Annotated in this window: 21 protein-coding genes and 1 tRNA gene; 15 read left to right on the top strand and 7 right to left on the bottom strand. The window is 65.3% G+C overall.

From position 1 onward, the window contains the following. Window positions 1–42: 42 nt before the first annotated feature. Window positions 43–2,292 carry a DUF3141 domain-containing protein gene (locus FHP25_RS13470; protein WP_147847453.1) on the bottom strand — a complete coding sequence of 750 codons (2,250 nt, stop codon included), beginning with the start codon at window positions 2,290–2,292 and terminating at the stop codon, window positions 43–45. Between the two features lie 582 nt (window positions 2,293–2,874). Here FHP25_RS13470 and FHP25_RS13465 point away from each other — a divergent pair. From FHP25_RS13465 to FHP25_RS13455, 3 genes are all read left to right on the top strand, one after another. Then, window positions 2,875–3,303 carry a hypothetical protein gene (locus tag FHP25_RS13465; RefSeq protein WP_147847452.1) on the top strand — a complete coding sequence of 143 codons (429 nt, stop codon included), beginning with the start codon at window positions 2,875–2,877 and terminating at the stop codon, window positions 3,301–3,303. A gap of 143 nt (window positions 3,304–3,446) precedes the next feature. Next, complete coding sequence (locus FHP25_RS13460) at window positions 3,447–4,622, top strand: patatin-like phospholipase family protein (RefSeq protein WP_147847451.1); 1,176 nt, start codon at window positions 3,447–3,449, stop codon at window positions 4,620–4,622. Window positions 4,623–4,651: 29 nt separating this feature from the next. Beyond that, window positions 4,652–6,004, top strand: a complete 1,353-nt coding sequence (locus FHP25_RS13455) for an ArsB/NhaD family transporter (RefSeq protein WP_147847450.1) — start codon at window positions 4,652–4,654, stop codon at window positions 6,002–6,004. 46 nt (window positions 6,005–6,050) lie between these two features. Here FHP25_RS13455 and FHP25_RS13450 read toward each other — a convergent pair whose 3' ends face one another. Both FHP25_RS13450 and FHP25_RS13445 read right to left on the bottom strand, forming a co-directional pair. Then, on the bottom strand, window positions 6,051–7,133 hold the full coding sequence (locus FHP25_RS13450) for an LLM class flavin-dependent oxidoreductase (RefSeq protein ID WP_147847449.1): 1,083 nt from the start codon (window positions 7,131–7,133) through the stop codon (window positions 6,051–6,053). Beyond that, window positions 7,130–8,821, bottom strand: a complete 1,692-nt coding sequence (locus tag FHP25_RS13445; protein WP_147847448.1) for a class I adenylate-forming enzyme family protein — start codon at window positions 8,819–8,821, stop codon at window positions 7,130–7,132. The genes FHP25_RS13450 and FHP25_RS13445 overlap by 4 nt, the downstream gene beginning before the upstream one ends. Window positions 8,822–8,931: 110 nt before the next feature. Between FHP25_RS13445 and FHP25_RS13440 the strand changes: the two genes are divergently transcribed. Both FHP25_RS13440 and FHP25_RS13435 read left to right on the top strand, forming a co-directional pair. Then, window positions 8,932–9,798 carry a sugar phosphate isomerase/epimerase family protein gene (locus FHP25_RS13440; protein WP_178133506.1) on the top strand — a complete coding sequence of 289 codons (867 nt, stop codon included), beginning with the start codon at window positions 8,932–8,934 and terminating at the stop codon, window positions 9,796–9,798. Window positions 9,799–9,910: 112 nt separating this feature from the next. Next, entirely contained in the window at window positions 9,911–10,102 is a 192-nt protein-coding gene (locus FHP25_RS13435; protein WP_147847446.1) for a hypothetical protein, read from the top strand. Between the two features lie 51 nt (window positions 10,103–10,153). Here the strand turns inward: FHP25_RS13435 and FHP25_RS13430 are convergent, their stop codons facing one another. The 3 genes from FHP25_RS13430 to FHP25_RS13420 form a co-directional block, all read right to left on the bottom strand. After that, window positions 10,154–10,924, bottom strand: a complete 771-nt coding sequence (locus FHP25_RS13430) for an enoyl-CoA hydratase/isomerase family protein (RefSeq protein WP_147847445.1) — start codon at window positions 10,922–10,924, stop codon at window positions 10,154–10,156. A 123-nt stretch (window positions 10,925–11,047) separates the two neighbouring features. After that, window positions 11,048–11,779 carry a carbonic anhydrase gene (locus FHP25_RS13425; RefSeq protein ID WP_147847549.1) on the bottom strand — a complete coding sequence of 244 codons (732 nt, stop codon included), beginning with the start codon at window positions 11,777–11,779 and terminating at the stop codon, window positions 11,048–11,050. Between the two features lie 158 nt (window positions 11,780–11,937). Then, complete coding sequence (locus FHP25_RS13420; protein WP_218578364.1) at window positions 11,938–12,831, bottom strand: LysR family transcriptional regulator; 894 nt, start codon at window positions 12,829–12,831, stop codon at window positions 11,938–11,940. Window positions 12,832–12,945: 114 nt separating this feature from the next. On the opposite strand from FHP25_RS13420, the gene FHP25_RS13415 reads away from it, so the two are divergent. Genes FHP25_RS13415 through FHP25_RS13405 form a run of 3 tightly spaced genes read left to right on the top strand, consistent with a single transcriptional unit; the run spans window position 12,946 to window position 15,426 of the window. After that, the gene (locus FHP25_RS13415) at window positions 12,946–13,617 is read left to right on the top strand and encodes an ankyrin repeat domain-containing protein (protein ID WP_147847444.1); all 672 of its coding nucleotides are present in this window, start codon (window positions 12,946–12,948) and stop codon (window positions 13,615–13,617) included. Between the two features lie 33 nt (window positions 13,618–13,650). Then, window positions 13,651–14,124, top strand: coding sequence for a nucleoside deaminase (locus FHP25_RS13410; protein WP_147847443.1), 474 nt, complete (start codon window positions 13,651–13,653; stop codon window positions 14,122–14,124). 3 nt (window positions 14,125–14,127) lie between these two features. Beyond that, a complete protein-coding gene (locus FHP25_RS13405) occupies window positions 14,128–15,426 on the top strand; it encodes a cyanate transporter (protein ID WP_147847442.1) in 1,299 nt (432 codons plus the stop codon). Here FHP25_RS13405 and FHP25_RS13400 read toward each other — a convergent pair. After that, window positions 15,414–15,481: transfer RNA gene (locus tag FHP25_RS13400), tRNA-Glu, on the bottom strand. The genes FHP25_RS13405 and FHP25_RS13400 overlap by 13 nt on opposite strands. A 177-nt stretch (window positions 15,482–15,658) precedes the next feature. Here FHP25_RS13400 and FHP25_RS13395 point away from each other — a divergent pair. From FHP25_RS13395 to FHP25_RS13365, 7 genes are all read left to right on the top strand, one after another. Beyond that, window positions 15,659–17,047 (top strand): tyrosine-type recombinase/integrase, encoded by a 1,389-nt coding sequence (locus FHP25_RS13395; RefSeq protein WP_147847441.1) that lies wholly within the window; start codon window positions 15,659–15,661, stop codon window positions 17,045–17,047. Beyond that, the gene (locus FHP25_RS13390) at window positions 17,047–18,000 is read left to right on the top strand and encodes a hypothetical protein (RefSeq protein ID WP_147847440.1); all 954 of its coding nucleotides are present in this window, start codon (window positions 17,047–17,049) and stop codon (window positions 17,998–18,000) included. Before FHP25_RS13395 ends, FHP25_RS13390 begins: the two co-directional genes overlap by 1 nt. 104 nt (window positions 18,001–18,104) lie before the next feature. Continuing rightward, window positions 18,105–18,314: an excisionase family DNA-binding protein gene (locus FHP25_RS13385; RefSeq protein WP_147847547.1), complete on the top strand. Its 210-nt coding sequence runs from the start codon at window positions 18,105–18,107 to the stop codon at window positions 18,312–18,314. Window positions 18,315–18,521: 207 nt separating this feature from the next. Next, the gene (locus tag FHP25_RS13380; RefSeq protein WP_147847439.1) at window positions 18,522–18,800 is read left to right on the top strand and encodes a transcriptional coactivator p15/PC4 family protein; all 279 of its coding nucleotides are present in this window, start codon (window positions 18,522–18,524) and stop codon (window positions 18,798–18,800) included. Window positions 18,801–18,810: 10 nt separating this feature from the next. After that, the gene (locus FHP25_RS13375; protein WP_147847438.1) at window positions 18,811–19,749 is read left to right on the top strand and encodes a DUF3102 domain-containing protein; all 939 of its coding nucleotides are present in this window, start codon (window positions 18,811–18,813) and stop codon (window positions 19,747–19,749) included. Beyond that, window positions 19,746–20,615: a DUF7146 domain-containing protein gene (locus FHP25_RS13370; protein WP_147847437.1), complete on the top strand. Its 870-nt coding sequence runs from the start codon at window positions 19,746–19,748 to the stop codon at window positions 20,613–20,615. The genes FHP25_RS13375 and FHP25_RS13370 overlap by 4 nt, the downstream gene beginning before the upstream one ends. Next, entirely contained in the window at window positions 20,605–22,008 is a 1,404-nt protein-coding gene (locus tag FHP25_RS13365) for a phage/plasmid primase, P4 family (protein WP_147847436.1), read from the top strand. Before FHP25_RS13370 ends, FHP25_RS13365 begins: the two co-directional genes overlap by 11 nt. Window positions 22,009–22,109 lie beyond the last annotated feature (101 nt).

Here is a 22,109-nt window from a genome sequence, read left to right as displayed (position 1 = left end):
GACCCCGCGATCAGTCGGGCATGCCGAATCGCCGGCATGTCCTTATGATGCCTTTGTTCCTTCAAGCTTTGTCATTCTCTGGCCGCTCTGATGGTCCGCAGCTGGTTCCGCATCCGGATCGAACAGCTTCTCCACCTGCATCAGCCTGTGCGCCGGCTCGCCAGCGATCTGGCCGGCAGCCTCCAGCACCTGGCACAGCGTAGCGAATGCCTTGCGACGTTGATCGGCGTCATTTGGCAAAAGGGCCGGTATCGCCGCGAGCGCAGCTTGCTGATCCACGATGAGCATGAAGAATTGCTCACGCACCATGGCCTTGAATTCAGCCAGCGTCTGCCGCGTGCCCTCGTCCACGGCATTGCGCACGCGACGGATGGCCTCGAAGCCCCGCTCGTCGACCGCGCCCCTGGGCAGTCCGACATAGAGCAGCGCCCGGACCAACGCCTCTCGCAACCCGCCACAAGTGATCTGGGTCTTCAGCTGCGCTATGCGCAATTCAACCAGCTCGCGATGCAGTGCGCTCTTCGGCGGACGCCGCTGGGGCCCTGCGTCATCGGAATCGATCCCTACCGCCGCCTGCAGCGCGGGAGACCCGTAGACCGACAGGAACATCGACTCGCTGGCCGCCTCGCACATGTCACGCCAAGCATTGAGGCCTCCAACGATCTGAGCCGACATGCTCTGCTGAACGGCGGCGAAAGGATTGGCGGCCGTAACCGGCTTGCGGTTCTCTCTCACTTCCCGAGCCTTGTCTTGCACCTGAGCCATCCAGGGATTGGCATCGGAGAAGAGCTTGTACTGCAGGCGGAGAGGATGCATTTCGTGCATCCATTTGGCCATGGGTGGCGGCCAGAAGGCCTGCACCGCAGGCTGAACGAAGGCACGGTACAGCGCCAGGTTGATCTCCGAGACACGGGCAGCCGTGGCGAACCGGCGCTCGTCGTCAGCACTGTTTCCGCCCAGTGCCCGGATGTCGTCGAGCGTCCGCGCCTCGCAACGCATGATCCATTCGCCAGAGACGAGGTCGACGCCCGTGGTCTGCCCGGTCTTGGGAATGAACACGGCCTCGTAGAGACCCGGCGGCAGAACATCGATCAGGTCGATATTGCTGGAGAACTCGCCGTGCTCCTTGCGGGCGACGCCACCGGAAACAAAGATTCCCAGATGCCCGACGGACTCATGGACAGTGTACACGATCGTCTGTCCATAGGCCCGGATCTCGTCGACATCCTCATAAAGATCGAGAATCCACCCGAGCGCCTGCTGGGGCGGCGTGATGTTGTCTCCCTTGGAGCAGAAAACCACGATGGGCGAGCGAATGTTCCGCAGATCAACAGCCGTTCCGTCCGACGTCTGGATCCGGCCGGCTGCGAGGTTGTTGCCGATGAACAGCTCGTCGACGATGAACTGGATTTCTTCGGCGTTCAGGTTGACGTGGCCTCCCCACCACCGCTCGAACTCGAGGTATCGCGGCGCCTCCGTATCGATCTTGCTGTAGAGATTGTACTGCTTGCCCCAAAGGGTGTTGGCGGGATTGAGGTTCTCGAAGTTCTGAACCAACCACGCGCCGTCGAACTTGCCGTGCCCGAGATCGCTGGTGAGCGCCGTCAGCCAGCTGCCGCCGAGCAAGCCACCGGAGTAGCGCATCGGATTGCGCCCGCGCACGCCCGCCCAGTAGGACAGGGGCGATCCCGCGACGATCAGCGGACCAAACAGCTCCGGGCGCATGGCGGCCAGCATCATGAGCGCCCAGCCCGCCTGACAGTTGCCGATGACACAAGGTTTGCCGTCCGCGTCAGGGTGCAGCGCAATGACCCTCTCGAGGAACACTGCCTCCGCGCGCGCAATGTCCTCGATCGTCTGGCCGGGCATCGGATCAGGCAAGAAGCCGATGAAATAGCACGGATGGCCGGCCTTGAGAGCAACGCCGATCTCGCTGTCGGCCTTGAAGCCCCCAATCCCAGGACCATGGCCCGCGCGCGGATCCACGACGACGAAGGGCCGCCGCCTCGCCTCAATCACGACGCCCGCCGGTGGAACGATGCGCGCAAGAACATAGTTCACGGGCCGATCAAGGTGACGCCCATCCACAACAAGCTCGGCCGAATAGTGGAGCACGTGCGGGGCGAGCTCCGCGAGATGCTCCTCATACTGGTTTCCTCGTTGACGCAGCACATCCATGAACAGCACGGTCCGTTGGCCGGCGTCGATCATGTATGCCACCGCATCGGCGACAATCCCGAAGACCGGAGCCGACAGCGCGCCGTCCCGGCTCTTACGTGATGAATCCTGCATCCGGGCCTCCAGCCGCGGCGTCCGATGACAGACGCGCGGGCCTCAATCTGCCGTAGAAGCCGGAACTCCGCTCAAAGCAAACAGACACGCTCCGCGCAATTGCGCTTCGTGCGGCATGGAAAACGCCCCCAATCAACACACCGCGATTACATCAAGATGACTGGTGCCTTGGGGCGGCTCACCCGTCGCAATCGCTCCAGACTGCCCCCGTCCGAACGTCGGAACACCATAGCTCCCCAAAAACGACCGGCCAACCCAATACAGATTCCGTGCCATCGACGGGAAGTCACTAAACTCAGTTCGACATCGTATCCGAATCTTGCACTTTGTTCCCTGATGTCCGTGATCAGGCCAAGAAGTCGCCTGGTCGCGGGCACGAGAGCCTCCTCAAATCGCTCGCTCGGCGCTACCCTGATGCCGTAGTGAGCGCCTGGCGATGCTATCCGAATCGGCGTCCCCGGCGTAGCGGTATCCGACGGCCATGCTATACTCGCACTTCAGGGCTTATTTCATGAGGCGCATGGCTGTTCCCAGTTTGAACGTTCCCACACGGACGGGCGTTCGAGACATGGAGGAACCTTGATGAGTGATCTGGTATCACCGGCCGAGCTCAAGCGGATCGCGGACGATATCGAGGCGAAAAAAGCTCGTGAAGCGTTCGACCTCGACCAGAAGAGAGAGACGGAGAGGCAAAAGCTACACGATGCGTTCTTCCAGCGCGAAATACACCCCGAAGTAAACGCGCGTGTTTCCGCCGCGGTCCGCCGGGCCGCCGAGGCGGGTCAACGGGAGATCCTGGTGGTCAGCTTTCCGTCAAGCTGGACGACCGATCGCGGCCGTCGCATCAACAACTCGGAAGCAGACTGGCCCGAGTCGCTCGATGGCTTCGCCAAACGCGCTTATGAGTACTTCGTCAAGGAGCTGCGTCCTGCCGGATACAAGGTACGGGCGGAGATTCTCAACTTCCCGGGCGGCGTGCCGGGCGACGTCGGATTGTACCTGAGCTGGTGATCAGTTGGGGACCTCGGCACTAGCGGACGGCCGCTTCAAGTGCAGCGATCGTAGCATCAAGCACAAAGAACGAGGTCATGGGGAAGACACCACGGCGAACGCATCGTACGGTTCGGCCCCCTTCCCTCCTGCTTGTCGCTTGCATGCTGCTGCTGTCGGCATGCTCGACCCCGGTGAGGCAGGCAGCGGTTCCCAAGGAGCTCCAGATTGAAGCTGAAGTTCCGGGCATGCCGGGCGTGCGGTATTTTGCACGCGAGCACAGCGCCTTGCTGCTGCACGATGCGTTCGAGTCCATTCAGCGAGAGAAGGCGCAGCTGAAATCTGCTGGAGGCCATGGGCAGCTGCCGCCGACGCAGTTCCTGGCGATTTCCGGTGGCGGCGAAGATGGTGCATTTGGCGCCGGGCTGCTGCTGGGATGGACGGCCAGCGGCGCACGCCCCGAATTCAAGCTCGTCACCGGCGTGAGCACAGGCGCGCTGACCGCGCCGTTCGCGTTCCTGGGGCCCAGATACGACGACAAGTTGCGGTGGATCTACACCGAGGTCACCAGCAAGGACATCCTCGAACGCCGATGGTTGCTGGCGGCCCTGCTGGACGACGCGCTTTCCGATACGACGCCTCTGAAGCGGCTGGTGCAGAAATTCATGAATGCCGAAATGATGCAGGACATCGCGGCGGAAAATGCCAAGGGAAGACTTCTGCTGATCGGGACAACGAATCTGGATGGACGACGCGGCGTCATCTGGAACATCGGGAAGATCGCGGCCAGCGGCCATCCGCGAGCCCTGAACCTCATTCAAGACATTCTGGTCGCATCGGCTGCCATACCCGGTGTGTTCCCGCCGATCATGTTTGACGTCGAGGCAGGTGGACGACGGTATCAGGAGATGCACGTCGATGGTGGCGCCAGCGCCCAAGTCTTCGCATACCCACCTCTGTTCGGCCTGGGCGACGAGGCGAAGGCCCGCGGCGTGGTCCGTGGGCGGCGCATCTACGTCATTCGCAACGCCCGTCTCGACGCAGACTGGGAGCAGGTCGACCGCCGCGCGTTGAGCATCGCAGGACGCTCCATCGCCGCCCTGATCCAGAATCAGGGCGTCGGCGATCTGTACCGGATCTACGTGACATCACGGCGGGACAAGGTGGACTTCAATCTCGCCTTCATTCCCGCGACGTTCAAGACTCCGTTGAAAGAGCCTTTCGACAAGGCCTACATGAATGAGCTCTTCAAGATCGGCTATGATCTGGGCGCACGCGGCTACCGCTGGATCAAGGTTCCGCCCGGGCTCGAGACCTCCGGGCCCGTAGCCGAGCCGTAAGACATGCCGCGGCCCTTGGGGGGACCCATATGACATTGCCTGCCGACCTGCAGCTTGCGGTCGTGGTCGTCGTGTTCGCCGTCGTGATCCTGGTCATCGCCCTCGATCTGCTCGACCTTGTCGTCGCCGCGATGCTTGGCGTGATCATTTTCGCCGGCATCGGTGTCCTCACCGGTCCTGACATCCTCAAGGCAATGGAGTCGGGAGGCGGCACGCTCGCGTTGCTGTTCGGCGGCATGGTGGTGGCCCGGGTCCTGGTGCCCACCGGTCTCTTCGAGCTGCTCGGCATCCGGCTCGTGCGCTTTTCCCGCGGCAGCGGCAAACGTCTGGCGCTGGGTCTTGTGATCCTGGTGACGCCCCTCTGCGCCGTTCTGCCCAATGCCACGGTGGTCCTTCTGATGGCGCCGGTCCTGATCGGCGCAGCGCGGACGCTCGATATCGACTTTGTGCCGCTGCTGATCGCGTTCGTGACGATCAGCAACGCCGCGGGGCTGCTGACGCTCGTCGGGGATCCTGCGACCTATATCGTCGGCAGCTCGATCCACCTGAGCTTCGGCGGCTACCTCCGCTACGTCAGCCTTGGCGGCCTGCTGGCGGTTCTGTGCGTCGTGTTGCTGATGCCATGGCTGCTGCGCGAGGTCTGGGCGACGCAACGCAGTCCCTCGGCTGAACCGGAAGGCGTCCGACTGCGCCACCCCGGCTTCGTTGCCGCCACCGTGGCTGTCCTGGCGCTGATGGTCATCCTGTTCGTGTGCGGTGAATCCCTTCCTGTCCGCCAAGGTGCACCCGCCGTCGCGATCCTCGCCGCGACACTGGCGCTTCTCGCCCTCTACCGGTGGCGCATCGAGCCGGTCGAGAAGGTGCTTTCCGATGTCGACTGGCGGACGCTGATCTTCATCTTCTGCATGCTGTTGATGGTGCAGTCGCTGGTGAAAACGGGGGCCCTCACCGCGGTAACGGCTGCCATGGAGCGCATCTTCGGCGACAACCTGCTGGCTGCCGCCTTGGCACTGCTGACGGGTGTCGGACTGGCGTCGAGCCTGCTTGCCAACACGCCGGTCGTGCTCGCGCTGGTCGTCGTCACCAAGGGCTACTTCGTCGGCATCGACATGGTCCCGGAAGAAGCCATGGGCAGCGCCTTCTCGGATTGGCCGCCGCAGGCGCTGCCGGTTTTCGTAGCCATGATGTTCGGCGCCACACTGGGCGGCAATGCAACCTTGATCGGCGCGACGGCGAACATCGTGGCCTCCGGCATCAGCGCCCGACATGGGACACCGATCAGTTTCGGGCGTTTCCTCAGGGTCGGCGCACCGATCGCCATCGCGCAGATCGCCGTGTCGGCGATCTACGTCGCTGGGCTCTGGCTCGTGCTCCGCACCTAGGGAATGCGTCGACGTGCAGGTGTGCCGGACAGCTGCAGGCCACAGGTCAGTACCGGGCGATCACCTTGTCGGCGAAGTCCTTCAGATTGCGCCGCGCCGTGGCCATCGCCGGCAGAAGCGTGATCTCGCTCAGGCCCATCGCCTCCCTTTCGCGCAGCATGTCGATGATCTCATCGGGCGTGCCGACCAGGCCGCCGGTGGAACGGATGAGGTCTTCGGTGATGAAGCGGCGCTCCTCGGGCGGCAGGAAGGCGCAGTGGCCGAGATGGACCTGTTGGAAACGCTTGTTCGGCGGCAGCTCCATCTTCTCGGTGAAGTCGAGATACTCCGCCCAGAGATTGCGGCAGCGCCCAGCGACAGTGCTGGTGTCCCCGGTCATCTGATAGAGTTCCCACCAGTAGTGGAGTGATGCCGCGGCCATCGGGCCGATCTCATCGATGACGCGGTCCGACGTGATCTTCTCGCCGGGCTCGAGCACGCAGGCATAGCCCAGGGATGCGGTGTAGAAATCGGCCGGCAGGGTGCGTCCGACCGCCGCCGCGCCGGCCTGCATCGTTTCCATGCTCTTCTGCAGGCGGGCGCGGGTCTGGTTATGCGAGCAGACCCGGCCATCGCCGTACGCGCCGGCCGCCTTCAGCGCCAGCGGCCCGTCGGCCGCGACATAGATCGGCACCGGCTCGGCGACGTTGATGAAACCGTCCTTGGGATGCAGGAACCGGATGTCATGGCTTTCGCCGCCGAGCGGGTAGTCGACCTCCTCGCCGTGCAGCAGGGCGCGCAGAACCCGGAGATAGTCCCGGAACGCGCCCGCCTTCATCGGGTCCTTGCCCATCACGCGCATCGCGGTGTGGCCGGTCCCGATCCCGAGGAACGTGCGCCCGGGCGCCAGCTGGTTGATGGTGGCGATCGAATGCGCGGTCACCGGCGCCAGGCGGGTCGGCGCGACGGACACGCCCGTCCCCAGCCGGATGCGGGACGTGTTCGCCGCCGCCAGCGCCAGCACGGCATAGGCATCCGAATAGATCATCTGCGAGTCGGCTGCCCAGGCGCAGTCATAGCCCATCTCCTCGAGGTCGACGAACAGACGCCAATCCGATACCCGCGGTGCGATCGTGACCCCGAACTTCATGATGCTGTCTCCCTTGTTGCCAAACGCCGTTTCGCATCCTCGCGCAGCTCGGTCTTCCGTATCTTGCCCGATTCAGTCATCGGGAAAGCGTCGAGGAAGACCACATGCCGCGGCACCTTGAAGCTCGCCAGCTTGCCGCGGCAGAAGGCGATCACGCCGTCCGCATCGATCGCGCTTTCGGGCGCGCACTGGACATAGGCCACCGGCACCTCGCTCAGCCGCTCGTCAGGCAGGCCGACAACGGCGACCTGGTGAATGGCCGGGTGCTCGAGCAGCAGGGCCTCGGTTTCCATCGGATCGACGTTCTCGCCGCCCACCTTCAGCATGTCCTTGTAGCGGCCCAGGAACCGGATATAGCCGTCGGCGAGCCACACCGCCGTATCGCCGGTGCGCAGCCAGCCGTCCTCGGCAAAGGCGGCCGCGGTCTCCGCCGGTTTCTTGTAGTATTCCCGCATCACGCTGTAGCCACGGATCTGCAGCTCGCCGGGCACCCCAACGGGCATCGTGGCGCCGGTGAAGCCGTCGACCACGCGCAGCTCATAGCCCAGCGCGGGGAAGCCGGACGTCTCGCAGCGATGTGCCTCGTCGTCGTCGAGGGCGCCGAGGGCGGCGCCCAGCCATGTCTCGGTCATGCCGAAGCCGGGCAGGTTCTTGAGCGGCGCCAGCACCCGGGCGCCGCGGCGGGTGACGGGCGTGGCGCCCAACGAGCCGGCCGCGAATATCCCGGTGCGCAGGGTCGACAGGTTGCGCGGCCGCGCCTCCTGCGCTTCGGTCAGCCCCTTCATGTGCGCTTCGAAGCCATGGATGATGCTCACGCGCTCGCGTTCGATCAGATCGAGGCTCTCGTCGGGATCGAAGGTGCGCGTGACGATCTGCCGGGCGCCGGTGATCATCGACATCCAGGGCCCCTCCGACAAGCTGAAGGCATGGAACAGCGGCAGGTAGTTCAGGATCACGTCGTTATGGGTGATCGCCATCCGGAAGGCGCGTTCCTCGACGTTGCGGATCAGCCGGTGCGTATGCACCACCCCCTTGGGGAAGCCTGTGGTTCCCGACGTGTACATGATGAACGCCGTCGCATCGGGATCGACGGCCTGCGCCCGGGCCGCGAGATTGCCATCGGAGATACGTGCCGCCGCCGCGGCGAGCGACGCCCAGTCCGTCGTCCCGGCATGTGGCGCCTGCCCCAGCACGATCACCCGGCGCAGCGCCGGATAGGCAGCATCGCGGACCTCATCGCCGCTTTGCGACAGGCTGACCGCCTCGCCGACCATGGCCAGGTAGTCGATGGGCCCCGAGCGGTCATGGGTCACGAGCACGCTGCTGTCCGATTGCTTCAGCACATAGGCCAGGTCGCGGGCCCGGAACCGGGTGTTGATCGGCACCAGCACGGCACCGATCTTCAGGATGCCGAAGGCGATGAAGATCCAGTCAGCGCAGTTGTTCAGCCACAGCGCAACGTGGTCGCCCGGGCCGACACCCGCCCCCATCAGCCGCTTGGCCGCGTCATCGATCCGCGCGGCGACCGCGCTGAAGCTGTAGCGCGCTTCGTTGAACACCAGCGCTTCGGCGTCCGGAAAGCGCGCCGCGATCTGCTCCGGCAAGTCGCCGAACCGACGTTTGGGATACCACGTCATCGCCTGCTGTCCTCCCGCGCGACGCCAATTTGGCCGCAAGTACACACGCACGGCCGCAGCGCCTCCACCCCGTCCTCTGCCTAGCTGGCATGCGTGACAGCGGCGAAGATTACCGTCTAGAGTTGGCGTTCGCGCATCTGGCCGCACGAGGGCTATGCCCCATGACCACGCCCACGATCATGCCGCGCCTGCTGCTGTCGGTTATCGGTGACGAGATCGGACCGACGCTGGACGAGATGCTGTCGTTCTGCGCCGAAACAGGTGTGAGGCGCCTCGAGATGCGCACGCTGGACGGCCGCAACCTGCTGGGCATGACGCTGGACGAGGTCGCCGCGATCGCGACGCGGATCCACAAGGCCCGGATCACGGTGCCGACCTTCGTCTCGCCGGTGCTGAAATGGCCGGCCCCGGGCAAGGCGGCGACAACCGCGAAGGTCGATTTCGCCTTCGACCCTGCATCCTGCCCCGCGCCGGACCCGATCCAGCATGCCTTCGATATCGCCCTGATGCTGGGCGCGACGCGGCTGCGCATCTTCAGCTGGCTGGCCTATCCGCACTACGCGCCGGCGGATCTCGCGCCGCCGCTGGGCAAGCTCTGCGCCCTGGCCGACGAATATGGTGTCGACCTGCAGATGGAGAACGAGCCAGTGTGCAACGTCGCCACCGTCGCGGACCTCGACGCCGTGCTGCGCACCTTCTCGCACCGCCGGGTGCGGCCGCTGGTGGACATCTGCAACGCCTATGCCCACGGCGCCCCGCCGACCGTCGACGACCTGCGCGCCGTGGCCCCGCGCACCGATCATGTCCATCTGAAGGACCGCAGCGCAGCGACCGGCAAGATCGTGACCATCGGGCACGGCGATGTCGACTTCGCGCGCCTTCTGCCGGTGCTGCTGGCGGGCACACGATCCCGCGAGGTGATGGCCTCGATCGAGACGCATGTGCCGGACGACCGACGCAATGCCACACGCCGCAATGTCCATGCGGTGCGCCACCTGGCCGAGCATATCGGGGCCGAACTGGCTTAGCGCGCCGCCACCGGAGATGCTATGCTGCGTATGCCGTCAACCTGGGCTGGACCGGGTCGCCATGCGATCGCAATGCGCTGCTCCCATGCCCCCTATTGCAGGGATCACGGCCATGAAGTTCACCGTGGGGCTCAAGCGCAAAGGCAAGGCGGACCATTTCTTGGTCGATGCCGAGGACGCCCTCATCGCCGCCTTGAAGGCCAAGACGGAGCACCCGGAAGCGCTGATCATGTATGTCCGGCCACAGAATCGCCGCGGCGACGCGCGGCATCCGCCGCACGCGCAAGCCACCACCACGCATTGAAGACACGCCCGGCGCGGCGCGGCGACCAGCCGCGCCGGCGGCTCAACGGCCCTATCGGCCGGCGAAGTTCGGCCGCCGCTTGCCGCGGAAAGCCGCCACGCCCTCGCCGAAATCCTGGCTCGAGAACGCCAGCGCCTGTGCTGCGGCCTCGGCCTGGAAGAACTGCTTGGCCGACATGTCGAAGGAGCCCTGCATCAGCGCCTTGCTCATGCCCAGCGCCACGGTCGCCCCCTCGGCCAGGCCTTTGGCAACGGCGAGCGCCTCCTCCATCAGCCGACCGCCTTCGATGCGCTCGTGCGCCAGGCCGATCGCGACCGCCTCGGTCGATGACACCTCGCGGTTGCGCAGCAGGATATCCTTGGCCCGCGACAGACCGACGGCGCGGGGCAAGGTGTAGGCGAGGCCGAGGTCGGGCACGGCGCCGATGCGCGGAAACGCCGGCACGAAGCGTGCCTCGGCGGCGACGAGAATGACATCGCCCAGCATCGCCAGCCCGAAGCCGGCACCGGCGGCAGCGCCGTTCACGGCCATCACCACCGGCTTCTCGCCGGTGAGATAGCCCACAAGGCTCTGGGTATCGAGCAGCCGGCCGCGCACGGCCACGGGCGTGCGGTCGTCAAAGCTGCGGATATCGCCGCCGGCACAGAATGCCCGGCCGGTGCCGGTGATCAGGATGCTGCGGATATCGGGCGTCGACGCGGCCTGCTCCAGATGCCGCACCAGGCCGTCCTTGATGGTCTTGCTCAAGGCGTTCGACGATTCCGGCTCATTGAGGGTGAGCACGGCAACACCGCCGACCTGTTCGAAAAGAACTCCTGTCATCGCAACCTCCCACTGTTCCGCGCAATCCCGTTCACGGATCGCCGAACAGTAGTCGGCCCGCCGCATCCGGTGCACCCGGCATTCGCGACCGCGGTCCGCATGCCGGACCGCATCGACGATTCCTCAGATGAGGTTCACCTTGCCGGTGGCGATGTCGTAAACGCCGCCGACAACCTTGACCTTTCCCGACGCGACCAGAGCAGAGATGACCGGCCGCGCCGTCATGAGGCGCTTGACGTTGTGGCGGACATTCTCCGCAATCGCTTCTGGAAGGAGATCGCCCGGCTTCTTCGCGATGGCGGCCTCGACCCCCGGCTTCAGCGCCGCGACAAGCGCGGGCAGATGGCCGGGCAATGCCGCCTTGTCCTTGATGACCTTTATCGTGGCGTCGACGGCGCCGCAGCCGGAATGCCCAAGCACGACCAGCAGAGGAATACCAAGAAACTTGACGCCATATTCGAGGCTCGCAAGCCCGTCGTCGTTGACGAAGTTGCCGGCCACACGAACGATGAACACCTCACCGGGGCCTTGATCGAACACGAGCTCAGGTGCGACGCGAGAATCGGCGCAGCTCACGATGCCGGCGATCGGGAACTGCGCCTGTGCCCTTGCCGCGCGTCCGGCGGAAAAATCCTTGTTGGTGGGATTGTTGGCCACGTAACGGGTATTGCCGTCGAGAAGACGCTTCCAGGCCTCGTCAGGCGCAATTGCATTGGGGGCAGCGCCGACGTCCTTGCCCCAGGCAGCGACCGACGAGATCGCCGCGATCCCCATTGCCCCGCCGAGAGCCGCACTGCCTCCAAGCATCCGACGCCGAGAGAAACGAAGACCCTGCAGTTCGCATTGCTGGCACATCAGCTGGTTCCCCCTGGGATGCGAGGGGATACGGTCGTCTGCCGTTCCCTGCATCGCTCCCCAGGGAACTCTGACAAACACGCCCAAACCGGTCAACGGAAGCTCAACCAGCCATCGGCAGCGTCCAAACACAATCGAAACGCATGCGGTAACCCTTGTTACTTACCTGTACGAGCGCATCTTGCGGCAAGGATCGTCCCCATCCGCTCGACCAGTTCTGAGGCAGGCCCGACGCTTTCCCAGGCGTAGATGGAGACGGCCATCGGAGGCTCCGTGCCGAAAGGCATATATTGGCGAACGCGGTATCCGGCCGTCGCGCTCCTGGGCAGAAGGGACAGGCCGAGCCCGGCCTCCACCGCGACCAGCACGTTGTGAAGGCTGCTGCCCGCGAAGGCGATATACCAGCGAAGCTGCTCGCGCTCGATGCGCTCGAACATCGCTTCGCGGTAAAGGCCTCCCGGCGGAAACGCGACCAGCGGAATCGGATTGGGCCACTCGCCTCGCGCGCCGGCGCTGCCGAACCACGCCATGGCTTCAGGGAACGTTGCCCGGCAATCGGGGCCGGCCTCCGGCTCCTTGACGATCGCGATGTCGAATTCGCCGGCGCGATAGCGTCTGGTCAGATCACGGCTTAGCCCCGCCGTGACGTCCAGCCTGATCTCGCGGTGACGCTGCGCGAAATCGCCGAACACCTTCGCCATCGCGGCGCTGACGATATCCTCGGGAATGCCGATACGGATGGAGGCCGTTCCAGCCGGGTCACCAAGGGCGGATTTCGCCTCCTGCTGAAGGGTCAGGATCCGTCGGGCGTAGCCCAGAAACCGCTCGCCGGCCGTCGTCGGCTCGACCGGCCGCGCAGCGCGGTCGACCAACGTCGATCCAGCCGCCTCTTCGAGCCGGGCGAGCTGCTGGCTGATGGTGGACTGCGTCATGTTCAGACGTTCCGCCGCGAGCGTGAAGCTCCCCGCATCGACGATCGCCGTGAAGGCACGAAGCAGGCGTGGGTCGAACATGTTTTTCCCGCCCGGGATCGGAACGGACTCGATAGTCATTCAGATTCATAATGTATTTTATCATATTATTTAATTTCAAAATGAGACTTCCCATCCCTATCTGAACGCCGTGGCCATCCTGCCTCCGGCAAACGTCATGACAGGAAACAGCAAATGCTTCGCCGTTGGGTCCTTGCAAGTGTCGCTTCCCTGCCACTGGCGGCTGCCCCTCTCGTTGCAGCAGGAGAAATCATGAGTGGATCCCCATTGCATGCGGCGGCAGGAGACAATGATGTCGCCACCATCAAGAAGCTTCTGGCGGAGGACGTGGAGATTGATGCCCGCGATCGGAATGGAGCGACTGCGCTTCTGGTCGCGATCCACGGCAACAGGATCGAAGCGGCCAAGGCGCTGATCGACGCCGGCGCCGACGTCAACGCCAAGGACAAGATCGAGGACAGCCCCTACCTCCATGCCGGGGCACGCGGGCACCTCGAAATCCTGAAGATGACCCTGGCGCGCGGTGCCGATCTCAAGAGCACCAACCGCTATGGCGGCACGGCTCTCATACCCGCTTCGGAGCGCGGCCATGTCGAGACCGTGCGCACGCTCATCGAGGCAGGCGTCGACGTCGACCATGTCAACAAGCTCGGTTGGACGGCCCTTCTGGAGGCGATCATCCTCGGCAATGGCGGTGAGCCGCACCAGCGGATCGTCGATCTGCTCGTCAAGGCCGGGGCCGATGTCAACCTGGCGGATGGCAAGGGCGCAACGCCGCTCCAGCACGCTCGCATGCGCGGCTACAGGGCGATTGAAAAGCTGCTCACCGCCGCCGATGCGCGCTGAAGGGGTCGTCGGCAGCGATCGAAAGGAAAGCCTATGCATGACACGACGAGATTCCTGAACGAAGCCATCGAGCTGGCGCGCGCCAATATCGGCGACGGTGGCCGCCCGTTCGGCGCGGTGGTGGTCAGGAATGGCGAGGTGGTCGCAACAGGCGTGAACGAGATTCACGCCACCCACGACCCGACCGCCCATGCTGAAATGACGGCGATCCGCGCCGCCAGCCGCAAGCTCGGATCGCCCGACCTCAGCGGTTGCGCCGTCTATGCCAGCGGCCATCCCTGCCCGATGTGCCTGGCGGCGATGCGGCTGTCCGGTGTGACGAGGGTCGCCTACGCCTATTCCAATGACGATGGCGCTCCCTTCGGGCTGTCATCGGCCGCAATCTATGAAGACCTTGCCAAGCCCTTTGCCGACCAATCCATGGCCATCAGCTATGTGCCCGTGCGGCCGGAAGGTCGTGCGGATCTCTATGAGCAGTGGGCCAAGAACCGCGGCGGGCGGCGATAGGCAATGGAACGCGAGGCGACAACGACAACCGGTCGCGGCCTGCTGCTCCTGGCCATCGCCCTTGTGGGGCTCAATCTGAGGCCCTTCATCACGGGTGTCGGGCCGCTCGCAGCGGATATCGGCGCACAGACCGGCCTCGACCTGCAAGGCATCGCACTGCTGACTCTCGTGCCGATGCTGTTGACGGGCGTCCTTGCCTTCGCCGGCCCGTCATTGCAGGTCCGCATCGGCGCGCGTCGGTCGGTCGTGACGGCGGTTGCCGTCCTCGGCCTTGCGTCATTCCTGCGCCTGTTCGCCACGTCCGGCTTGCAGATGGTGGGCACGGCGGCACTGCTCGGGCTCGGTGCGGCGATCGTGCAGGCCGTCCTTCCGGGCATCATCAAGCGGCATTTTCCCCTCCATGTCGGCGCGGTCATGGGGCTCTATTCGGCCATGCTGATGGGCGGCGGCGCGCTTGGCGCGCAGGCAGCGCCGCTGATTGCCGCGGCCGCCGACGATTGGCATGCCGGTCTCGCCTGGATGGCGTTGCCAGCCGTGCTCGCCCTTTGGCTGGTCGCGCGCAGCCTGCCGCAGGACGTAGAGCCGCGGATAGACGGAAACACCGCGACCACCTTCCTCGGGCGGCCGCGAACGTGGCTGCTGATGGCGTGCTTCGGCCTCGTCAATGGCGGCTACTCGACCGTCGTTGCCTGGCTGGCGCCGTACTATCAGGACCTCGGCTGGAGCGCCGCCGCGAGCGGCAGCCTGCTGGCGATCATGGCGGCGTGTCAGGCGGGCGCGGCCTTGTTGCTGCCGGTGCTGGCCGGCAGGCGACAGGATCGCCGGCTATGGCTGTGGCTTACGCTCGCCATGCAGGCGATAGGCTTCGTCGCCCTCGTGCTGAAGCCCGAGGCTGCGCCCATCCTCTGGATGGCTCTGCTCGGTGCGGGGCTGGGGGGCTGCTTTTCCCTTTCCATGGTCGTCGCCCTCGACCACCTGCGCGATCCGGCCCAGGCGGGCGCGCTGTCCGCCCTCATGCAGGGCGGCGGTTTCCTGATCGCGGCGATGCCGCCGTGGATCGTCGCCGCCCTGCACGACCTGACGGGAAGCTTCGTGGCCGGCTGGGTGCTGCACTTGTCGAGCATCGCTGTCGTCACAGCGCTTTACTGGCGCGTCTCACCGGGAAGCTATGCCGCTGTAATGGGCCTGGCTCGTTGCGCCCAGCCCAGCCCGTCCCAGCCATCAAACGCGGCTTCTGCCGGGCATGAAAAAACCGCAGAAACGCGACGTTCTGCGGTGGTCCTGGCGTCTGGCGCCCCCTAGGGGATTCGAACCCCTGTTTCAGCCGTGAGAGGGCTAATCTGCCGTCCGCTGGCATCCGCGAACGTCCCATAAATCCAGCATTTACGCCGCTTTTCATCCGTCCTTGTCCGGGGCAATCCGGGTGCGTATATTGGACACGGTGTTGGACACGGACAGTTGCAGCCCTGCACAGCGCATCGGCGCGCGGTCCCTGTTCGACACGATTGGACACCGCCCCCGGGAAGAACGGCCAATGGCACGCACGATCAAGGATGCCTCGTTGGATAGCAGGGCGGCGCGGGAGCGGCTGAAACCTCGGGGCAAGCCCTACTACCGCGCCATCGAGCCTGGCCTGCACCTCGGCTACCGCAAGGCCAAGGGCAGGCGCGGCCAGCAGGTCGCCGGCGCCTGGGTGGTCCGTCGGTACGCCGGCCAGCAGGCCTATACCGTCGAGCGCATCGGCGTGGCCGACGATTTCGCCAACGCCGACGGTGCAGCGGTACTGTCGTTCAAGCAGGCCCAGGATGAGGCGCGGCGCCGGCACACCGAGGCAGCCAAGGCGACACAGACGCCAGCCGGGCCCCTCACGGTGCGCGCGGCGGTCGAGGAATATCTTGCTTTCCTCGAGGACAACCGAAAATCGGCGCGGGATACCCGCTACAAGGCGGAGGCATTCATCCTGCCGGCGCTGGGCGACACCGAGATCGCCGCGCTCACGACGAAGGCGATCCGAAAGTGGCATCGGGATCTCGCGAAGGCCTCTGCCCGCCTCCGCACGAAGCCGGGCCAGGACCAGCGGCACCGCGCGGCCGATGACAGCGACGAGGCCAAACGCCGGCGCCGATCAACCGCGAACCGCGTGCTAACCGTGCTGAAGGCGGCCTTGAACCACCAGTTCAAGGAGGGGCACGTCACCTCGGACGTCGAATGGCGTCGGGTGAAGCCCTTCGAAAGCGTTGACGCCGCCCGGGTCCGATACCTGTCGCTCGCGGAATCCCAGCGTCTCATCAACGCGGCCGCGCCGGATTTCCGCTCACTAATCACGGCGGCGCTGTTGAGCGGCGCGCGCTACGGCGAGCTGGGCCGGTTGTTGGTCGAGGACTTCAACCCCGACTCTGAGACGCTGCTGATCCGAGAGAGCAAGAGCGGGAAGGCCCGCCACATCGAACTCACCGCGGAAGGCGCGGCGTTCTTCAAACGGACGGCAATGGTCAGGGCGGCCGAGCTGGCGAAGCGGGAAGCCGAGCAAGCCGACCGGCGCGGGCATAACCAAGGACCACCCCTTGACGATGATGATCCGGTGCTGCTGTTCGCGCACGCCGACGGCACGGCTTGGCGCACGGCGCATCAGGCCCGACCGATGCGTGCGGCATGCAAGGCCGCGAAAATCACGCCACGGATTTCGTTCCATGGCCTGCGTCACACCTGGGCATCGCACGCCGTGATGAACGGCGTCCCGTTGCTCGTCGTCGCCAAGAACCTCGGTCACAGCGACACCCGCATGGTCGAGAAGCACTATGGCCACCTCGCCCCCTCTTACATCCGCGATGCCATCCGCAAGGGTGCGCCGCGGTTTGGGCTGAAAGTCGATCGCAAGGTACGAGATATTGCCGACGGTCGCTCGCCGCAGGAGGTCAGCTGATGCCGCTGCTCGATCTTCCGTCAGCTCACTTCGACAATGATGCGCTGCTCGAGATCCCCGAAGTCGCCATCGCTGAGCTGAACGGCGAGGAGGATCTGGACAAGCTGTCCGCGATCGCAAACAACGTCCTGGCCCAGCGAGATTTCATCTACACGCTGTCCGTCATGTGCTCCCCCGGCGTCGAGCAATACGAAGACATCATCCGGCTCAACCATGCCATCTTTGCCGATCAGTCGCTCAGCATCGTGCAGGGCCTCCGCGAAGCCGGCGTCCCACTGACGGTAGATCCCGACGTGGCACTCAGCTTCGACGGCCGAGAGGACTGGCGGCTGATCGTCCGCCGCATGCTAGACCGCGACTGGCTTGCTCATATCGCGAGCGGCTACATCCTCCGATGGGTCGTCTCGCGCTGGCAGCAGCCGGAGACGCAGCCAGAGGCGTCTCTCACACGAGCCATCGACGGCATCGCAGAATGGTGCCGTAGAAACCGGGTAGTGGGGGGTGGAAAGCAGAACATCAAGAAGCACCTTTGGCCCAGGTACAAATCTGTCAGCCACCTGTGGGCAGCTTGGTACATCCTCGAGGATGTCGGCGTGGAACTCCTTACGCCAGCCGGCCTCTCGGAGTTTTTCGCCACCGCGTACTACCTGCTACACCAGGCGTCTACCATCGTGCCGAAGCGCCGGCGCGCGGGAGAGGCCCTTCTCTCGATTGATGAGGCTTGGCAGGTTCCGCCTGCGTTCGCCCAACGCCTTCTGGTCAGAACCGAGGACGGCCAGGAACACGACCTCGGCTTCACGGGTGCTTGGATCGACGATCTGAACGCACACGACATTCGGAACCGGATCGTCGGCGAGAGGGGCGAGGCGGACAGGGGCAAGGCGAAGAAGGTGAAACCGCCGAAGCGCAAAGGACGACCCGGCCGACTGACCGGGGTAAAAACCAGCACGTGAGTCTTGCACCGGTGTAAAGGCCCGCTCCGAAATTTTGGGTCTGTTTGCCGGGCATCGACTGGCATAGATGGTCTGTCGTCCACCACGAACTCATGGACGACAGAATGCAGAACACCGCCACCGCCGCGGCCCCTGCCCTCCCCGTCAAGATCAGCTATTCCGTTGAGGAAGCGGTCGAGGCGACGGGCATTGGTCGCTCCTACATCTATCTCGCGCTGAAGCATGGCGAGCTCGCCAGCCTGAAACTGGGTAAGCGTCGCCTCATCATGCGCGATGACCTCCTGACGTGGTTGGCCAGCAAACGGGCCGCCTGATGCCGCGGACTCGCCGTCCGACCCCCGCCCAGATCCGGGCCGGCAACAGGCTCTACGCACCTCTCCTGCTGTCCCGGGAGGGCATGGCCGGCGCGCCGATCCTGACCTCTTCTCGCGCGATGCCGGCGCAAAGCATCCCCTCAAAGAAACGCCCGCCCGAGGAAAACCCCGGAGCGGGCGAAGTCATCTCAGCAACGGAAAATAACGATGCCTTCTACCTCTCAGCGTCGCGAGACGCAACCGACTGACCCTGCCGACGTCGTCCTGGCCGATATCGTCAAGAACGAGAGGCGCGGCGAGCGCATCCGCATCGCGCAGCGCAGCTACAAGGGTCGCGAGTTCATCGACATCAGGCTCCACATCACGACCGCGGCCGGCGAGATCGTGCCGACGTCCAAGGGCGTCACCGTCCCGCCGGCGCTGCTGGCTGAGGTGATCGAAGGCCTGCAGGACGCCATGGACCTCGTCGATAGGCTGGCGAAGTAGGGCTACCTCGATGTCCAATACCGGGATCATCGAGGCGGCCCGCCTACCCGTCGTGCAGGCCCGGGCCGAGGCCGTCCTGCTCGACGATCTCCCCGACCTGATCAACGAAGCGCACGCCGAGAGTGAGCGGGCAATCCAGACCGGCATCGACCACGCCTTTCGCGCCGGCGCGCTGCTGCGCCAAGCCAAGGCACAGGTGCCACACGGCAAGTGGCTCAGCTGGATTAAGGCCAACTGCGCCTTCACGCCCAGGACCGCGCAGAACTACATGGCGTTGGCCGGCCTCGACGCCGAAAAAGCGAAACGTGTTTCGCATTCGACCGTCAGGGAGGCGCTGCGCGCCCTGAGCAAGACGTATGGTCTACTGACACCCGACGACCAGGCGGCGAAGCGCGGACCGTGGACCGGGCCGCCCTGTCCGATCTTCGACCCGGCGACCGCAACGCCATCACCGCCACCCACACCAAGCGAACCGAGCACGCCCGCTCAGCGCGCCGAGGATCTCGTCGCCCAATTAGATGATGTACTGCGTCTCGACGACCAGATGACGACAACGCACCTACGGCAGGCATTCGAACGCCGGTTCGGCAGCGGCGACGACCACGCCAGACCCGACTCCACCAAGGCCAGCCTGGAGCGCGCCGTCGATGATCACATCGCCGCCGAAAATGATCCCGACGAAGCCTACGATCGGCTCGGCTTCATCGTCGACCTGATAAACCGGAAGCACCACGCCGTCGAGGCGGTCGTGCCGATTATCGCCGCCGCGCTGGGGTTGAGCGACCCGTGGCCCGAGCTGACTCGGCGCGAGCTCAACTGCTTGATCGATGGACGCGAAGATGAGGCGAGTCACCTGGGCCTCCATCAGTTCACGCACGCCGGCGAACCCGACCTAGAGGAGAGGCTGCGAGCCGCGCACCACCGCGAGTGGCTGGAGGGCGGCGCATGAGCACCGCCCATACGATCACCGCCGCGCTTGGTGGCCGCTGGCATGGCCGATACGGCATGGTCCGCTGCGTCTCGCACGACGACCGCAGTCCGTCCCTGATGCTATCGGACGGCGAGTCCGCTCTGTTGGTGCGCTGCTTCGCCGGTTGCGACCCAATCGACATCCTCGCCGAGCTGCGACGCCGCAATCAGCTCGACGAGGCAGAGCAACGCACGGCCGACGCACAACGGTCCACGCTATGGGATGATCGCAGCGAGGCCATCGCCCGCGGTGTCCAAATCTTCGGCGAGGCGCACGGGCCCCTGCACGTCGTCCAAGCCTACCTACGGAGCCGAGGCCTCGGCAGGCTACCGCCCGACTGCGTAGACATTCGGTTCCACACGCAATGCCCGCGCGGGCGCGACCGTCTGCCGGCGATGGTCGCCCTGATGCGAGACGCCATCACGAACGAGCCGACTGGGGTGCATCGCACCTACCTGCGCCCCGATGGCAGCGGCAAGGCCGACGTCCAGCCCGCGAAGATGATGCTGGGCCGGTCCGCCGGTGCCGTTGTGAAGCTGACGCCAGACGAAGACGTGACGCTCGGTCTGGGGTTGTCCGAGGGCATCGAGGACGGCCTCGCCATCATCAACAGCGGCTGGCGGCCGATATGGGCGTGCATGTCGACCGGCAGCATGCGCACGTTCCCGGTCCTGGGCGGCATTGAAGCGCTGACGCTGTTCCGAGACGCTGATGCGCCGGGCCGCGATGCTGCCGAGGCCGCAGCGGCGAGATGGCGTGATGCTGGGCGGGCCGCCGCCATTGTCGCGCCGGCAGGCGTCAAAGACTTCGCGGCGATGGCCGAGGCGGTGAGTCATGCCGCCTGATGCCTCCAGCATGGCCGATGAGGCATGGGCGAATGCCGCGACCCAAGCAGTCTTCGCCGAGCAGCAGCGTCGATCGCCAACCGGTTCCGAAGACTGGTTGGCGCTCGAGTTCGCAGGACGCCATGCAGGCGAATTGCGCCACGACGGTCAGATGGGTTGGCTGCGTTGGGATGGCTGCCGCTGGCAGCAGGACCGAACGACCGAGGTCTATGACCTCGTGCGCGGCGTCTGTCGGGAATTCGCGCCCAAGCAGGACAGCGAGTCGTCCCGAGCGAGAAAGATGGCCTCAGCTGCCACGGTGGCCGGCGTCGAGCGCATGGCGCGATCGGACAGGCGTCTCGTCGCCAGCGCCGACCAATGGGATTCCGATCTTTGGACGATCAATACCCCTGGCGGGCTGGTCGATCTGCGCACCGGCCGCCTACGGCCCAGTGATCCGCTCGCCTACTGCACCAAGGTTGCGGCTACCACGCCCCTCACCGAGGGCACCAGCCCCGCACGATGGCTGCGCTTCCTTGCCGAGATCACCAGCAACGACCCGGCTCTGATCGGCTTCCTGCAATGCATGCTCGGCTATGCCCTGACGGGCGATACGTCCGCCCACGCGCTGTTCTTCGGCTGGGGTACCGGTGCCAACGGGAAATCCGTCCTGGTCAACACAGTTGCCGGCATCCTGGGCGACTACGCCACGACGGCACCGGCCGACGTCTTCCTCGCCTCGCGTATCGAGCGGCACCCGACCGAGCTGGCCGACCTGCGCGGCGCCCGCCTGGTCGTGGCCTCCGAAATCGACGACGGCCGCCGCTGGAACGAGGCCCGCATCAAATCCCTGACGGGGGGCGATCGCATCAAGGCGCGGTACATGCGGCAGGACTTCTTCGAGTACGTGCCACAGTTCAAGCTGCTCATTGTCGGCAACCATCGCCCCAGCCTGCGGGGTGTAGACGAGGCGATGCGCCGACGACTGCACCTGCTGCCATTCACCGTAACCATCCCGCCCGAAAGCCGGGATCCTGAGCTGCCAGAGAAGTTGAAGGCGGAATGGCCCGCCATCATGCGGTGGATGGTCGACGGCTGCCGCACCTGGCAGCGCGATGGTCTGAAGGCACCCGCCACCGTCGTCGCGGCCACGGAGGAATACCTCGCGGCCGAGGACTCCATCGCCTTGTGGCTGGACGAGGCGTGCACCATCGACCCGAACGGTTGGGCGCAGTCGTCCGAGATGTTTGCTTCCTGGAAGGGCTGGACCGAGCGCACCGGGGAGCCGACCGGCAGCCAAAAGCGGTTCGTCCATACCCTTGAGGCCCGTGGATTCGCCCCCAAGCGGGACAGCAGAGGTGCCCGCGGCTTCGCCGGCTTGCGCCTGAATAGGTGGTCAAATGACGGGCTCTGACACTTCTGACACTTCCGCCTTTATCAACGTCCCGCGCGCGCGCGTGATGCGCGTACGTACGGTTCAACCGGATGACGTGTCAGAAGTGTCAGACCCGACGG

This window comes from Vineibacter terrae (assembly GCF_008039615.1).
Lineage (GTDB): Bacteria > Pseudomonadota > Alphaproteobacteria > Reyranellales > Reyranellaceae > Vineibacter > Vineibacter terrae.
Note: the sequence above shows the minus strand (reverse complement) of the source record. Positions and strands in the feature narration are given on the sequence as shown.

Coding starts and splice junctions, on each gene's coding strand:
- FHP25_RS13470 (WP_147847453.1), bottom strand. CDS start 2,292: ATGCAGGATTCATCACGTAAGAGCCGGGACGGCGCGCTGTCGGCTCCG.
- FHP25_RS13460 (WP_147847451.1), top strand. CDS start 3,447: ATGCTGCTGCTGTCGGCATGCTCGACCCCGGTGAGGCAGGCAGCGGTT.
- FHP25_RS13385 (WP_147847547.1), top strand. CDS start 18,105: ATGCAGAACACCGCCACCGCCGCGGCCCCTGCCCTCCCCGTCAAGATC.
- FHP25_RS13390 (WP_147847440.1), top strand. CDS start 17,047: ATGCCGCTGCTCGATCTTCCGTCAGCTCACTTCGACAATGATGCGCTG.
- FHP25_RS13430 (WP_147847445.1), bottom strand. CDS start 10,924: ATGACAGGAGTTCTTTTCGAACAGGTCGGCGGTGTTGCCGTGCTCACC.
- FHP25_RS13395 (WP_147847441.1), top strand. CDS start 15,659: ATGGCACGCACGATCAAGGATGCCTCGTTGGATAGCAGGGCGGCGCGG.
- FHP25_RS13415 (WP_147847444.1), top strand. CDS start 12,946: ATGCTTCGCCGTTGGGTCCTTGCAAGTGTCGCTTCCCTGCCACTGGCG.
- FHP25_RS13435 (WP_147847446.1), top strand. CDS start 9,911: ATGAAGTTCACCGTGGGGCTCAAGCGCAAAGGCAAGGCGGACCATTTC.
- FHP25_RS13420 (WP_218578364.1), bottom strand. CDS start 12,831: ATGACTATCGAGTCCGTTCCGATCCCGGGCGGGAAAAACATGTTCGAC.
- FHP25_RS13380 (WP_147847439.1), top strand. CDS start 18,522: ATGCCTTCTACCTCTCAGCGTCGCGAGACGCAACCGACTGACCCTGCC.
- FHP25_RS13455 (WP_147847450.1), top strand. CDS start 4,652: ATGACATTGCCTGCCGACCTGCAGCTTGCGGTCGTGGTCGTCGTGTTC.
- FHP25_RS13370 (WP_147847437.1), top strand. CDS start 19,746: ATGAGCACCGCCCATACGATCACCGCCGCGCTTGGTGGCCGCTGGCAT.
- FHP25_RS13465 (WP_147847452.1), top strand. CDS start 2,875: ATGAGTGATCTGGTATCACCGGCCGAGCTCAAGCGGATCGCGGACGAT.
- FHP25_RS13405 (WP_147847442.1), top strand. CDS start 14,128: ATGGAACGCGAGGCGACAACGACAACCGGTCGCGGCCTGCTGCTCCTG.
- FHP25_RS13450 (WP_147847449.1), bottom strand. CDS start 7,133: ATGAAGTTCGGGGTCACGATCGCACCGCGGGTATCGGATTGGCGTCTG.
- FHP25_RS13440 (WP_178133506.1), top strand. CDS start 8,932: ATGACCACGCCCACGATCATGCCGCGCCTGCTGCTGTCGGTTATCGGT.
- FHP25_RS13425 (WP_147847549.1), bottom strand. CDS start 11,779: ATGTGCCAGCAATGCGAACTGCAGGGTCTTCGTTTCTCTCGGCGTCGG.
- FHP25_RS13410 (WP_147847443.1), top strand. CDS start 13,651: ATGCATGACACGACGAGATTCCTGAACGAAGCCATCGAGCTGGCGCGC.
- FHP25_RS13365 (WP_147847436.1), top strand. CDS start 20,605: ATGCCGCCTGATGCCTCCAGCATGGCCGATGAGGCATGGGCGAATGCC.
- FHP25_RS13375 (WP_147847438.1), top strand. CDS start 18,811: ATGTCCAATACCGGGATCATCGAGGCGGCCCGCCTACCCGTCGTGCAG.